The following is a 14,248-nucleotide window of genomic DNA, read 5'->3' as shown; positions in this document are numbered from 1 at the left end:
GGCTATTTGACGCTTACGTTTAAATGGAGGAGGATGTTATGTTAAATAAAAAACAAACAGTCTCATTAGTGGTAGCTAGCCTTTTAGTTATGATTCTAGGTTGCTCGAACAATGAAAGCATTGATACTAAAAAGAGCGACAGAGAAAAGGTAGCCAACAGTGAAGAAATTACTGGTCCTGGTGTTGAGGGTTACGTTAAAAAACAGACATCTAACAGGGGCTTTTTACTTGAAGTGACAAAGGATCACCAAATGTTTGATACAGGTACGTTAATACACGTAGGAGTAGATGAGGAAACAATGTTAGACGAATTAGAAGTAGGTCAGAATGTATCAGTTTGGTATGGTGGACCTATTCTCGAATCATATCCACCAAAAATCAAAGGGTTAAAGATTGAAATCAAAGATAGTGAGAATTAAAGTAGAAAGCCCTTGTTAATCTAACGTGTGCGATTCTTCAGATGAAGTTCGCCTTTTTTATTAATATAAATTGTGAAATATTACACTTAAACTATCGGGTGCTTTAGTTTAATAAAAAATGATCAAATTTTATTAAGAAAAATTGATATTTAATCAAACAGAAAAAAGTCATTTTGATCAATCTATTTTTCAAAATAACGGTTTTTAATACAGCTGTTGTATATGGAAAGAACGGAGTTTTTAATCAATATTTATTTTAAATCTTTAACCATGCCTTTATATGTATTCTTAAAATGACCAATCTCAAAATGTGTAATAAAGATACATGCAGTAATTGCAACGGAAGATATAGAAAAAAACTGATAATGTATAAAAAAATAAATTAAGGTAACTCAAAAATGGAGTTACCTTAATCTTTAGCTATCTTTTTATCATTATTCTTTATACAAATTCTATAATTTCATCTAAATTTCTTCTGGTTTTAGCACGTTTTGGATCTTCCTTTCTATAGCCAAAAGCTACCATTACCGATGGCTTCCAATTTTCCCCTTTAATTAAATTTTCTTCTTTTAGGATATTTTCCACTTCATCATAATTAAAGCCTTCCATTGGACAGGAATCTATTCCAATAAGAGCAGCAGATGTCATCATGTTAGCCATAGCAATATAACTTTGTTTAGAAGACCAATCATTTAATGCTCGTTCGTTGTTTATAATTCCACGGGCTTCTTGCGTATCTTTTAGAGCATTGGATATAAACTCCATAATTTCATCTGGCATCTTTTGAACGCTTTTCATATGTTTAAAAATATAATCAGAGTCATATCTAACATCAGTGCGACTTAGTATGATTATAAAATGACTTGCGGTATCAAGTTGACTTACTGCACCCAAAGAAACTTCCTTTAGTCGTTCCCTTAATTCAGGATTTTGTATAATTAAAAATTTCCAAGGTTCAAAACCTAATGAGCTTGGAGATAACCTTCCCGCTTCAAGTATAAAGTTAAAATCCTCTTCTGAAATTTTTTTGCTGTTATCGAAATTTTTAGTTGCATGTCTAAACTGTAAAGCATTAATTACTTGTTCTTTTACTAGAAAATCTGTATTCATGATTATTTTCTCCATTCTATGGTTAATTTTGGCTGTTGGTTTATTGAACTAAATTTTGATTTACCCAATCTTGCAATTCTTTTTCTTTATGCAACTCTGTAAATAGAGAGGAAATAGTCTCACTTTTTAAGACTGTTATCCAAGAAGTTTCCGCTCTTTCCATTAAGTCACTTAGCACACATGCTTCTTTGTCCTTCTTATGAACCATTTCTCCTAAAACATTATTGGAATAGTACAATGCTTGTTGTCCCTCGATTGCTAGGAAAATATCATATATCCTTATTTCACTAGGGGTCTTTTTTAGTTTAAATCCCCCTTTTTTACCAGGAACTGAAGTAATTAGATCAGAATCTGCAAGCTTCCTTAAAATTTTTTGAAAATAAGTCGGTGAAGCTCCTATCTGGTTACTTATTGCTTCGCCTGGTAAAACGGACTTAGCGGGTAACATACTAAGTAAACAAATGGCATATACACTTTGTTCGAATCCATTTTTAATTTGCATAATAATCACCACATTTCTATAATGAATAAAATCAGATAAACAGGATAATGGTTATCATCTTTATCTGATTTTATAAAACAATAATAAAAAAGTAAAGAAAAAAGTGCGGAAATAATAAAAGAATTGTTTTTTTACAAATTATATCGTTATTCAACTTGTCTTTTATGACCCAAAAATAGAAGCTGAAGCAACCTTGGAACGAAAGATTAAGTCCTAGATTACCACTGTTATTCTTTTTCTTGTTCAACAATCGGGCGCATTTCAAGAATAAGAAATGTGCCTATTCTTCATGTAAATAGCCATTTAATTGCATACCACTTTCAAGAAAATTGGATATGTATGTTAGAGTTTAGAAGAGATTGTGAAGTTTTATACTTAAAGTAACTGGCAGGATAGTTGAATAAGGTTAGTCATGATTAGGAGTATTTTACTTTGAATATTGAACTAGTTGAAATAAATAGAAAGTAGTTTATTCGAAAGCGAAAAGGACTATTATTTGGTATTATATACCTTGACTACTATCGATAATAAATCAGAGGAGAATAGATGAGACAATTTTTTAAAGATAATAAGTGGATTATTCCTATTTCATTATTGATTGTATTAATCCCTGTGGGTCTAAATATCTTTTATATATATGGTGATTTAAATACAGGTAAGGATTTAGGTAATGCCGAATGGTTGGCGTTTTGGGGGAGTTATCTTGGAGGGGCAGCAACCTTAATCGCAGTGTGCTTAACATTAAGCCAAAATATGAAGGTTATTAAACAAAATGAAAAGATTTTTATTCAGAATCAAGAAAATTTAAAATTTCAAGAAGAGCGCTCAAGGATAGCTCTTATGCCGTATATAGAAGTAATGGTATCTCTTGATGAAGATATGAGTTTGCATAAAACAAAACTTCATCCTCCTAATGGTTTTATAATCTTAAAAAACAAAAATGATGCCATAAGATTTAGTTCTGATTTCCCCGAAAAGTATCATCAAACTATTGAACAGTTATGTGAATGGGGAGAAAAAAACCGTAATAATTAACTTCTTTTGTATAGATAATGAGAACCCATTTGGAAACAGAGTGAGATTAATTCAGTATTTTATATTAGAGAACAGAAAACAGTTACCTAATTGGTAACTGTTTTCTGTTCTAATAGTCGTGCCAGTAATCCTGTAGTAAAAAGTAAAGAAGTTCTACTTATGTTACAACAGGGCAGAATCCCTATAATAAATGGGTTAGCGTCAGGAAAATTCGGATTTCAACGTAAGTAGATTCCAAGGACGCTACCCCCGTTTTTAACTACATTAAGGAAGCTTTAATGGTCTTAAAGAATCAGTCGAGGCCATCTACTTCGAATTAAAATGGCCAAATCTTAGTACAACAATAAAATACCTTACATATAAGGTGTTATAAGCTGGTTTCCTCATTAAGAAGCCTCTTCTGGTTGTGCGATTTCAAATTCACCTTCTGCATACTCTTGCTCCGCATAATGGCTTCCCCATTGACAGAGCTCCTGCAAGATAGGTTTAAGAGATTCTCCAAGTTCAGTGGATGAATATTCAACCTTCGGTGGTACTTGATTATACATCTTTCTGCTCACAAGTCCACTGTCTTCAAGCTCTCTAAGTGTTTGAATCAGCATTTTCTGAGTTATATTTGGGACAATGCGCTTTAATTCACTCGTTCTCTTTGGTCCATTCATTAAAAAGTATAATACAAGACCTTTCCATTTTCCGCCAATAACTTCCTTTGTCACTTCAAAACCACAACTAAATTTTTTCAAGTCTAAACCTCTCCATTCCACATTTATTACTTTTTAGTTACTATATCACAAAAAAGTGGGTACTTCCGTTAATGTGCTTACTGAAGGATACTATATCTTGTAAGTTGTTCTTCAAGTACTTAAAGGTATTAGATATAAAATAAAATTAATTAGGATACTATATCTTGTAAGTTGTTCTTCAAGTACTTGGGGAATGGTGTAACGGAATCGCCGCAAAATATAAAATTTATAGGAGGAGTCAATATGACCAATCAACAAGTTCAACTCAATATTCGTTTTAAGGCTAAACCAGGGAAGAAAGAAGAATTCCGCAAGGAGCTATCTTCCCTTATTGAGGAGATGTCATCCGAGAAGGCATTCATTAGCGCCATTGTATCGGACGATCTGGATCAGCCGGATGACTTGATCATTTATGAAACATGGCAAGGCACGAGAGATAGCTGGCTTGCGGAAGAATTTATTAAACCATACCGCAAGAATTACGAAGGAACACTGGGCGATTTAATTGTGGATAGAAGCGTCAGCTGGTTGCAACCGAAGGGCGAATGGGGAAGTCATATAACGAATGCGTGATGACGTTGAATCTTTAATCATTTAACCGAAGAAGGCAAACGCCTTGAAAGTGTGGTTATCCCTATTCTTAGGGATACCCATAAAACCGTATTGAATGGAATAACGGATGAACAATCCGAAGTGTTACATAATTTAATTTCAAAAATTATTACCAATACATCAGGAGGAAATAAAGGATGAATATTGTTGTACTCGTAGGAAGTCTAAGGAAAGAGTCTTATAACATGCAGCTGGCTAAAACAATGCAGGAAAGATACAAAGAAAAAATGAACTTGGAAATTGCCGACATCCGTTCCTTGCCTCATTTTGATCAAGATGAAGAAAACAATCCGCCGCAGTCTGTAAAAGAATTCAAAGAGGCAGTTTCAAATGCTGACGGAGTTGTCATTATTACTCCGGAATACAACTGGTCGATTCCTGGTGTTTTGAAAAACGCCTTGGACTGGGCTTCGAGGGTGGATAAGGTTTTCATTGGCAAACCAGTCATGGCTCTCGGTGCGACTATGGGAATGCTCGGAACCGTCCGTGCCCAAATGCATTTGCGTGAAATTCTGGATGCCCCTGGCATTCAAGCAAGAATCCTTCCTCCGGGCGGAAATGAAGTACTAATCGGTTTTGCCCATCAGAAGTTTGATGAACAATCAGGCCAATTAGTTGACGAAGGAACGCTTAATTTCTTGGACAGTAAAGTCGAAGCATTTATTGACTTTGTAAAATCACAAAATTAAATGAACAACAAAAAGACCGGCCCGCAATATGGCCGGTCTTTTCGCTTACCTGAGGAGGTGTCTGCCAGGTAAGGTGGATATGGCGGCTAACGGGATCCTCCTCCTATGGACAGGTACGTTCTACCCCGGCTACCGTAATGATAAAACTATATAAAAAATGGTCACCCAGAAATATCTGGCTGACCTTATAATACGAACGGGGCAGAATAGTATAATTTAGTTGAAGAAGAAAAACGAATAATGCGTATTTGACAGAAAGGGCGTCGTAAGGAGATACAAATTTTTTAATTTCGACGTACTGGTGATGCTAGTGGGACAGAAGGAGCACTTGACATTAGATGTACTAATGATGTTCCGATTTGAGTATATCCAGCATGAGGGAGACGTGGTTTATGACCAGACCCAACACCCAATTGTATAACTCCAGCATTGGCGATTATGCCTATTTTTAAAAAATTTATTTCAAATGTTTGTTTAAGATGTTTATCCATTTCATTCACCTCTTTTTAACATATGATCCAAAGTTAGGTTCAATTCCGAAAAGTCATCGAAAAGAATTAATTGCACACTACGATTCTATTGTGAAGAAATGTACTTAAGCTAACGGGTGCATTACTGGAACAACGGTAATGCTTTTTTCTTCTTCAAATAAAGTCGCAGGTTAGTGCAATAAGGTAATGAATATTTCAGGGAGAGCAGAGGTTGAGTATGAATCAATTATATTTGTCATTAAATGAAGCAGGCTTGATTTTTAAGGGGCATACAGAACAGGGAGAGGTTGATTTCATTTTTCTTGAAACCTACGAGAATGGAACAACACATTCAGTGGATGTGAATACATTCGAAACGCTTTTCGGGGATGTAGAAGGAAATCCGACCTATGAAGCATTGTCGGGACCTCATACTTTTAAATGGGGAGATACGCAATACACCATGACTGCTGAGGAAATGGGTTAACAAAAGTATTTCGACCAATGGAAAGAGCAAAGGATTATTCAACTGGAAAGACCAATTTCTCAATTTTAATGCTGATTAATTGGTCTTTTTATATTTAATTTCTTGACGTGTTAATCTGTATTTGCCTGCTACTTAATGCTGGATTAGTTCTAATAAAATATTTAATCCTTCTTTTAATTCTTCAAATGACGCATAGGCATAGGAAATACGGATATGATGTAGATCTCTTGTTTCATAAATATAACCTGGATTAATCAAAACATTTTGATTAACCAAATTCAGAAATAAAGTCTTATTTACAATAGGTTCATGAAACCTGAGCCATATATAGAAACCACCATCTGACTTTTTCCACGTGGCAATTTTCTTGAATTGTTGTTCCAATATTTCTTCTACAAATGTAGCTCTTTTTCTCAGTTGTTCACGGAGTTTAATTAAATGCCTTTCATATAAACCAGATGATATCCAGTGTGCAACGATTTCTTGAGAAAAAGCACTTGAACCATAATCCGTTTGCATTTTGATATCAGCTAATCGCCTGACAACAGGTGAAGGTGCAACAACCCACCCAATCCGTAATCCAGGACTTAGCGTTTTGGACACACTGCCAATATAAAGCACTTGTCCTGATGTATCAAACGACTTTATAGCTGGCAAGGATGATTCAAATAACAGTTCGTGATACACATCATCTTCAATTATTGGAATTTGTAGCTCTTTACACACATTGTAAAAGTTTTCCCTTTCTTCTACTGACCAATTATTCCCTGTTGGATTGTGTAATGTTGGTACACAGTAAAATAAAGATTGTCTTTTTCTTTTAAGTCTCCGTAAGGTATCTGCTAAATGTACATCCCGTAAAACTGAAATTATTCGCATTCCAGAAGATTGAAAGGGATGGATAGAATTTAAATACGAAGGTTGTTCTTGAAAGACGATAGAACCTTCTTCTAATAATCCAATTGCAATTAATTGAAGTGCTTGCAGCGCACCTGAAACAATTAAAATGTTCTCTGGATCTGTTTGAATACCTCTTTTTTCTAAATAATTACATAAAATTCCCCGAAGCTTTTCACTTCCTTGAGGTGATGAATAACCAATTGCCTTTGAATCAAGAGATATCGCCTTTAATGACTGTTCAATTTGCTTTGTCGGTAGTAATTCTGGTGATAATTCACCTGTTCCAAGGCGGATGATATGATTCTTTTGCTCATATTCATTGATGAGTTGGATCGTATGGTAGTTTGGTTTATGAATACTTGATTCTATGTGCTGCTGCCAATTCGGTTGAGCTTTGTCCAAAAGCACATTCCACGAATTATTAGCTACAAATACTCCTGACCCCATTTTTGATTCGAGAAAACCATCCGCCTTTAATTCATCAATTGCAAGTTGCACGGTGCTTCTATTCACATTAAATTCCATTGCTAGTTGGCGCTGTGTTGGAATCTTTGTGCCAACACTCCAATCACCTCGTTCAATACGAGATTTTATCCAATCCACAATTTGCTCTTGAATGGTCAAATGAGAATGACGATTTGGTCTCCATTTCATCTAATCCCTCCCGAATTGGATGGATATAAAAGCATCCAATTGGTTGTTTTCTTTTAGTTGTATCATAGTACGATAGTAATTGAAAGGGAGTTGACTATATGGAAGCCATTCTTCATGGAATAATCTTAGCATTCGGTCTTATTTTACCTTTAGGAGTACAGAATGTATTTGTATTTTCACAGGGAGCCACACAGCCCAAGCTACTTCGAGCACTTCCTGCGACTGTTACAGCTGCATTGTGCGATACATTTTTAATACTTTTAGCCATCTTTGGGCTATCCGTTATCGTCTTGCAATTTGAATGGCTACGAATTAGCCTAATGATTACTGGAATTTTATTTTTACTTTACATGGGATATGCTATTTGGCGCTCTGAACCAAGAACAACTAAAACTAATAAAGCATTACCGATCTGTCAACAAATCATCTTCGCTTTATCCGTTTCTTTATTAAATCCTCATGCCATTTTAGATATAGTCGGTGTTATTGGGACAAGTGCATTAAAATATGAAGGAACGGAACAAGTTTTTTTTACAATTGCATGTATTACAGTATCTTGGATTTGGTTCTTTGGGTTAATGCTGGCGGGCGCAATCATGAAGAGGCTAGATGGAACAGGAGGTTTAATGAATATATTCAACAAATGCTCCGCCCTGTTTATCTGGGGAACTGCCATTTATCTTTTTATTGGATTAACGTAATGTCCCCTAATAATAAGATATTTAACGGTTGGACATGATACTTCAATAAAATCAAGAAAAATAAATAATTAGGTAATGATAGTATGATGTTTGTGAAAGACTGTACTTAAGCTAACGGGTGCGTTAGTTCTACAAGCTAGAGGCAGCAATCATGATCATTATCTTGATCTTCAGCAATCGGGTGCATATCCGGAATAAGGTTTTGCGTCCTTTTTTCATAATCGGGCCATTAATTGAATAAAAAAAAGGATTTTTCACGAAACAATTGAACTAAAAATTAATGGCTCACGCTCAAACTTGAACAATAGGAGGTGTAACAAATTGTCGATCTTCCGTAATCCCCAAGTTATTCTGATCAGTTCGGATGTAGTTTGAGCAGCTACGTGCTACGAGATTCTAGGGTATACCGAGACCTTTCGAGTACCATACGATGGAGAACCGATTCATATTGATTTGGTTCTCGATGACTACAGAATAGGCATCGCAACTGTTTCCTCTACGCGCGATGATCACGGCCTCGACCCCGTGTCTCATGGGCAGCGTGTTGCAGTGATTTTGCGGACGGATGATACAGCTGCAGCCTTTGAAACCGTCACTTCGAATGGTGCTAAAGCCCTGGTCTTACCCCACGAATGGCTCGGTCGGCTGCTCATTGCTTGGGTGGCAGATCCGGACGGTAATCCAATTCAGATTGTTCAAAATCTCTGACGATGCACGGTTATCTCAGGCAACGGTTAGTATTCTTCATAGCAGTTCTCCCTATGCTAACGAAGCAATGCGATTAAAACAACTGCATTCTGATTTAGGGTATTTTTGCATATCAAAAAAGGGGAAAAAGAGTACTTCATTAAAAATTAAGGAGGTACTCCATGTACAGATATCTCGTTCAAGGGATTCTACCGATCCTCAGCAATCGGGCGCAATTCAATAATACAGAAGGCTTCCATGTTGCGAAACTAGAGTAATAAAGAAATAAAAATTTATTACTGAAAGAAACTGATGACAATGTCGAGCATGCCAATCGGTTACCTTATTTCCCCACTGCTTCTTGATTGGTGCACGTATTACGTTGTGGTACCTCGCAACTGGCCTCGAGTTTTTAACCCGGAATAAGAAAATGTAAAGATTACAATAAGTTATTTAAGTTTTATACTTCAACATGCATACCCCCGTCCTGTTTTGGATGGGGGTTAAATAAAGTTGTTAAATTTTTGAATAAGGATGCCTTAGCAATACAGCCATTTAAAATAATTATTTTCTTCCATAATCGCGCGCCCGATTGCGAAAGATTGACATTATTAAAGAATGTTGAACCTGCTTGAGCATGTTTTAAAAATGAGCTATGCGAATCGAACACCTATCAGACCTGTAACAAGTCCGATGATAATGCCAAACGTACAAAGGATCAGCCAGATTCTCCTCTCACTCGATTTGTTAAAGGAACACCAACCAAGCACTGCTAAAAGAATACCTTCAATTAAAAACCAAGGTTCGAACAGTAAAAGATCCCACAACACAAATGCATGTTCATTAACATTGAAAAGTCCTGATTCTAAATTAACAACACCTGCGATTTGAAGTAATCGGTAGATGATTCCGTAAATGCCGTGGGAGGCAGCCACGGAGGAACCTGCTAAGGTTATCGTTAGCAATAACCATTTTAACGGCTTACTGTTTCCAAAATAAATTAAGGCAATCCCCAGGAACCCTGCTACCGTCAGGAATGCTGATGCAAGCCAATTAATTAGTTCCCATTGAGGGAGTTCTAATACAGATGGCTTTAGGATGGACATACCGATTGTTCCGCCCAAAGCCCAATAAAGGTGGGGGATCATATAAGCGATAGACCAAATAAAAACAGCATATCCCGACCAAACCAATTCACGAGACCGTGACAACTGAGATTCCAGGCGAATCAATTGTGGCCCTCCAGCATTCTTATTACTCATAAGGTTTCCTCCTTGGGAGCTGAGCCTTCCATGCGGTGAGACCAAATAATATACTTCCAATTAAAGACCATGGACCGGGATCTAAGACTCGAATGAAAATAGAAAAGTCCACCCAAAAGGTTGCCGACAAAGTGGATAGCGCCAAGACCAAATGCCGAGAAAAATGCCCCGTATCCTAACCATCTCTGACTTGTGGTTAATTGCGTCTCCATTTTAAATACTCCAACTCCTTTGATCATCTTACCTTTGATGATACATGAGCGGTGTTTTATCATAACGGGTCCAGAGTTCTATTTATAACTACGTCTGGAGAACTATTTTAGGAAAACTATGGATTGTCTTCTTCTTAATTAGTTTATTGTTTGCACTTCTTAATTTGCTCCATGCGAAACAACAATCTGAACATAAAGTCTTATTGTCGATTGTTGTTTTAGTGGGTAGCATCAGCTCTTTAGGAGCTTATGGGTTTCAATTTCTTATTTTCCACCTTATGGCATAACAAATATGAAAGCAAGGATGTACATTTAATAATATTTAGGCAATGATCTTCCACAATCGGGCGCAATTCTGCAGTAAGAATTGTGAATGTTTTCACTTAAAATAACGTGGCAGGTTAGTGGAAGATGGAGTTGTTTATTAACTTCCCAATTGACACATTTTGCGTAATAAGAAAAACCAATGTATTTTAAATAAAAAAGGCACCCATAAGGTACCTAAGGAGAGCATGTATCAGGAACTTTAATAGTATATGAAATTGTTTAGTTTTTGGTAACGGAAATACAAAACCCCCAAAAGGGGGCTTAGAGAAAATTAATATCCAAATGGACCTGATGGACAACAAGGGTTGACTGGATATCCACACATTGTATGTGTTTCACAGCATTCATTTACACATGATTCTGTGTGGGGAAAATAATGTTGATGATTAACATGAAGCTTGTTGACTGTTGTCGTATGAGAAGGATGGACATGAGAGACTACTTTATTAAATAAGTTTGTTTTTACATATTGTTGTGCAGGGTCAACTAGTCCCGGGTCATACTGTGTTGGAAACACTTGTGGCGGACAGTATGTTGGCGGACAAGGTGGTGGCGGGCAACATTGGGCTGGCATTGGTTGTACAGGTGCTATCATATTTGGCATCATATTTGGCATCATATTTGGCATCATATTTGGCATCATATTTGATGGTGGAAAATTTCTATTCATCGTTAAATAACCTCCATGTGAATTTGTCTTGTGTCACCATTAGTCTATGTGAACTTTTGTTTGTACGGACTAGTCGTATACCTAATTTAGAAATATTCAATGAAGCACTCTACGAAGTTTTTGGACACAAAAATATGCAGTAAAGGGCCGAGATAATTCTAACAAAAGACACCAAATGCAAAGTTAAAAAAGAAGCGTCACTTAGACACGCTGCAATAAAAATGGACAACGTAAAAAAGGAGCCATTAAGGCTCCGAAGCAAAAAGGTGTAGCAAAGGATATTTTGTTCAGGTTTATTTTATGTCATTTTTTAAGAAGTAACTCAGACACATTGGCGTTGGCACAAGGCATCTGTGTGGAGATCTCCAAGGTGACTACCTTGTTCAACAAAAATTATCTTTTCCCAAAGTAGAAAAATAAACCCATTTATAGAGGAGTAAATAAATTATTCGTTACTATTATGACCTCTATTAAAACTATATACGGTACCGGAACGGAAATACTGTAAAGGTAGAATGCTTTACGAAGAAAAGAAGGAAATCAAAAATGCCAAAACACGAAAACTTTTGGTATCAATATTTAATGATGATAGATAACGAGGGATTTACAATGAGCGTTCCTGAGTGGTTGGATGATGGTCTTGTCGAGGAGTTTAATAACCTAGTTGAAAAGTATTCGAGGTTTGATTTATTCCAACCCGAGGACGGGAAGAACTTAGCGAGGTTTGTTACTATCAGACATAAACTCAAGATATGTAAGGATATCTTATTGTCAAACCCAAGCTATTTAAACAAGTCCTCTTTCATGAAACAAAAGAGAGATTTTGAATGTCAAATGAAACTCTTGGAAAAGAGACTTAACCTTAATACGAACAACATCAAGGCGATTGACAAAGCAATCATTGAGAGCAAATCGGAGTTGGAACGATTCTCCAAGAGGATCTTGTCCAGGTGCTTTACGGCGATAAAGGAGAAGAAGAACTTCAAAGACGTCTAAACTGCCCCGTTAGTATCTACATGGATTCAATACCCATCGATCAAGATCTCGATTGCGCTGAGAGGCTCTCAGAAACACAGGGTTTTCCTAAAATCTCTTTCTTTAACTCAAATACAGCACCGATTGAGTTTGTTTTCCACATGGTCAAAAGAATTGTCTAAAAAATATAAAGCCCGGCAGTTCAAAAATAGCACTCATAATAATGGAGGGCTTTTTTTGTTTAAGCGTAAGGGCATCTGTCTATACAGGAAAGTTTTTTACTCATATTTTGAAGGGAAAGAAAACAATTTAACAAGGAGGATTCACATGTTCAGTTTAACCGGGCAAGAAATTAGTCATTTTCTTTTTGCTATGGGCTGCTTATTAGCATGCGCACATCTGTTAGGATTTTTAGCAGAGAAAATCTTTATTCCTCGTGTAATTGGGGAAGTTGCAGCGGGATTAGTATTAGGTCCAACATTACTAGGACATTTTTTTCCCGGAGCTTTCCAGTGGCTATTTTTAGGATTTGAATCAGAACCCAAACTATTTGCGCTTTTGTACCAACTTGGTTTGTTGTTGTTGATGTTTAGTAGTGGATTAAAATTTCAGACTCATTTCAGTAAAGAAGATGCTAAAATCACTTCTGCTCTGGTCATTGGTGCAACAATACCAGCTTTTGTGGTTGGATGGTTTGCAGCAGGATTGTTTAATATTACCCCATATTTAGGAACAGCCAATAATCCGGTCGCAATCAAGATTGTCATCGCAATTGCTATTGCAATTACATCGATTCCCGTAATATCGAAAATTTTTAATGACCTTGGAATAATGCACACGCGTTTTGCAAAAATTGTAATTGCATGTGCTGGGATTCATGACATTTTACTATGGGTTGCATTAGGTTTAGCCACTGCTATTGCAAGTCAAACGGGAGTTATAACAGTGGGGTCTGCTGTTCAAAGCGTGGGGATCAGTTTAGCATTTATCGTGGGGACACTCCTGCTAGGATATCTTTTATTTAATAAGTTAACCATCATAAAACAAAATTTGCTATTTCGGTCGTCAAATTTGGGGTATTTTTTGTTTATCATGTTTATGCTTGCATCTCTAGCCGGGAATTTACATGTAGAAACAATATTTGGTGCATTATTGGCTGGAGTTGTGGCAAAGCTGGCGTTGCCAAAGGCTGTTTCTGAAAGGGTAGATCAAGGTGTAAGTAATATTTCTTTTTCATGGTTCATTCCAATCTACTTTGCAACTGTGGGCTTGCAATTAGACCTAGTTAAACACTTTAATCCATTATTTTTCTTGGGGTTCCTGTTATTCGCAACACTTACTCAAACCATCGCAGTTTATGTTACATCTCGTCTGATTAAACTTGATCCACTAACTAGTTTTAATCTTGGCATCGCTATCAATGACCGGGGAGGACCGGGAATTGTTCTGTCATCGGTTGCTTATGCCAGCGGGATTATTAATCAAGAGTTTTTTGCCGTACTTGTCATGTTAGCTTTAGTGACTTCTTGGATACCAGGGACTTGGTTAAGGATTGTCGTTAATAAGGGCTTGAGATTAATGCCGGGTGATGAAAATATGACACCTATAAAAAGAGAGGATATTGTGGAAACCAAAACAATTAACTAAGGTACAATTCAAAAAGTAAGATTGAAATAAACAGGTCCGTTTAGGTAATTATTTATCTTTAAGACGGACTTTTTCTTATTGTATAGCCTTAAATAGCGTGTTTATTAAGACCAACTTTGTGCATGATTTCACTTAAACTATAGGGT

At 36.4% G+C, this 14,248-nt stretch carries 16 protein-coding genes; 9 read left to right on the top strand and 7 right to left on the bottom strand.

The annotated features are described in order from the left end of the window. Positions 1 to 38: 38 nt before the first annotated feature. Positions 39 to 419: a DUF3221 domain-containing protein gene (locus BABA_RS13750; protein ID WP_007085802.1), complete on the top strand. Its 381-nt coding sequence runs from the start codon at positions 39 to 41 to the stop codon at positions 417 to 419. Between the two features lie 441 nt (positions 420 to 860). On the opposite strand, the gene BABA_RS13745 is transcribed toward BABA_RS13750, so the two are convergent. Both BABA_RS13745 and BABA_RS13740 read right to left on the bottom strand, forming a co-directional pair. After that, positions 861 to 1,529 (bottom strand): NAD(P)H-dependent oxidoreductase, encoded by a 669-nt coding sequence (locus BABA_RS13745; RefSeq protein WP_007085801.1) that lies wholly within the window; start codon positions 1,527 to 1,529, stop codon positions 861 to 863. A gap of 40 nt (positions 1,530 to 1,569) precedes the next feature. Further along, a complete protein-coding gene (locus BABA_RS13740; protein ID WP_007085800.1) occupies positions 1,570 to 2,031 on the bottom strand; it encodes an Rrf2 family transcriptional regulator in 462 nt (153 codons plus the stop codon). 546 nt (positions 2,032 to 2,577) lie between these two features. Between BABA_RS13740 and BABA_RS13735 the strand changes: the two genes are divergently transcribed. Then, complete coding sequence (locus BABA_RS13735; protein WP_007085799.1) at positions 2,578 to 3,066, top strand: hypothetical protein; 489 nt, start codon at positions 2,578 to 2,580, stop codon at positions 3,064 to 3,066. A 386-nt stretch (positions 3,067 to 3,452) separates the two neighbouring features. On the opposite strand, the gene BABA_RS13730 is transcribed toward BABA_RS13735, so the two are convergent. After that, positions 3,453 to 3,809, bottom strand: coding sequence for a winged helix-turn-helix transcriptional regulator (locus BABA_RS13730; protein WP_007085798.1), 357 nt, complete (start codon positions 3,807 to 3,809; stop codon positions 3,453 to 3,455). Positions 3,810 to 4,052: 243 nt separating this feature from the next. Between BABA_RS13730 and BABA_RS13725 the strand changes: the two genes are divergently transcribed. Both BABA_RS13725 and BABA_RS13720 read left to right on the top strand, forming a co-directional pair. Further along, complete coding sequence (locus BABA_RS13725; RefSeq protein WP_007085797.1) at positions 4,053 to 4,382, top strand: putative quinol monooxygenase; 330 nt, start codon at positions 4,053 to 4,055, stop codon at positions 4,380 to 4,382. 176 nt (positions 4,383 to 4,558) lie between these two features. After that, positions 4,559 to 5,110 carry an NADPH-dependent FMN reductase gene (locus tag BABA_RS13720; RefSeq protein WP_007085796.1) on the top strand — a complete coding sequence of 184 codons (552 nt, stop codon included), beginning with the start codon at positions 4,559 to 4,561 and terminating at the stop codon, positions 5,108 to 5,110. Positions 5,111 to 5,394: 284 nt separating this feature from the next. On the opposite strand, the gene BABA_RS13715 is transcribed toward BABA_RS13720, so the two are convergent. Next, positions 5,395 to 5,601 (bottom strand): hypothetical protein, encoded by a 207-nt coding sequence (locus tag BABA_RS13715; protein ID WP_007085795.1) that lies wholly within the window; start codon positions 5,599 to 5,601, stop codon positions 5,395 to 5,397. Between the two features lie 217 nt (positions 5,602 to 5,818). Between BABA_RS13715 and BABA_RS13710 the strand changes: the two genes are divergently transcribed. Beyond that, entirely contained in the window at positions 5,819 to 6,067 is a 249-nt protein-coding gene (locus tag BABA_RS13710) for a hypothetical protein (RefSeq protein ID WP_007085794.1), read from the top strand. Between the two features lie 132 nt (positions 6,068 to 6,199). Here the strand turns inward: BABA_RS13710 and BABA_RS13705 are convergent, their stop codons facing one another. Beyond that, positions 6,200 to 7,621: an aminotransferase-like domain-containing protein gene (locus BABA_RS13705; protein ID WP_007085793.1), complete on the bottom strand. Its 1,422-nt coding sequence runs from the start codon at positions 7,619 to 7,621 to the stop codon at positions 6,200 to 6,202. A gap of 98 nt (positions 7,622 to 7,719) precedes the next feature. On the opposite strand from BABA_RS13705, the gene BABA_RS13700 reads away from it, so the two are divergent. Beyond that, positions 7,720 to 8,322 (top strand): LysE/ArgO family amino acid transporter, encoded by a 603-nt coding sequence (locus tag BABA_RS13700; protein ID WP_007085792.1) that lies wholly within the window; start codon positions 7,720 to 7,722, stop codon positions 8,320 to 8,322. A gap of 393 nt (positions 8,323 to 8,715) precedes the next feature. Beyond that, positions 8,716 to 9,030, top strand: coding sequence for a VOC family protein (locus BABA_RS28510; protein ID WP_420805993.1), 315 nt, complete (start codon positions 8,716 to 8,718; stop codon positions 9,028 to 9,030). A 632-nt stretch (positions 9,031 to 9,662) separates the two neighbouring features. Here BABA_RS28510 and BABA_RS13690 read toward each other — a convergent pair. Together BABA_RS13690 and BABA_RS13680 are read right to left on the bottom strand one after the other, a co-directional pair. Then, entirely contained in the window at positions 9,663 to 10,271 is a 609-nt protein-coding gene (locus BABA_RS13690) for a DUF3995 domain-containing protein (protein ID WP_007085790.1), read from the bottom strand. 810 nt (positions 10,272 to 11,081) lie between these two features. Continuing rightward, positions 11,082 to 11,384: a CotD family spore coat protein gene (locus tag BABA_RS13680; RefSeq protein WP_051186050.1), complete on the bottom strand. Its 303-nt coding sequence runs from the start codon at positions 11,382 to 11,384 to the stop codon at positions 11,082 to 11,084. Positions 11,385 to 12,026: 642 nt separating this feature from the next. Between BABA_RS13680 and BABA_RS13675 the strand changes: the two genes are divergently transcribed. Beyond that, complete coding sequence (locus BABA_RS13675) at positions 12,027 to 12,476, top strand: hypothetical protein (RefSeq protein WP_007085787.1); 450 nt, start codon at positions 12,027 to 12,029, stop codon at positions 12,474 to 12,476. A gap of 306 nt (positions 12,477 to 12,782) precedes the next feature. Next, on the top strand, positions 12,783 to 14,102 hold the full coding sequence (locus BABA_RS13670; RefSeq protein WP_007085786.1) for a cation:proton antiporter: 1,320 nt from the start codon (positions 12,783 to 12,785) through the stop codon (positions 14,100 to 14,102). Positions 14,103 to 14,248: the final 146 nt, after the last annotated feature.

Origin of the sequence: Neobacillus bataviensis LMG 21833, assembly GCF_000307875.1 — a bacterium.
Taxonomy (GTDB): Bacteria; Bacillota; Bacilli; order Bacillales; family Cytobacillaceae; genus Neobacillus; species Neobacillus bataviensis.
The sequence above is the reverse complement of the archived record's forward strand: the minus strand, read 5'-3'. Positions and strand labels throughout refer to the sequence as shown.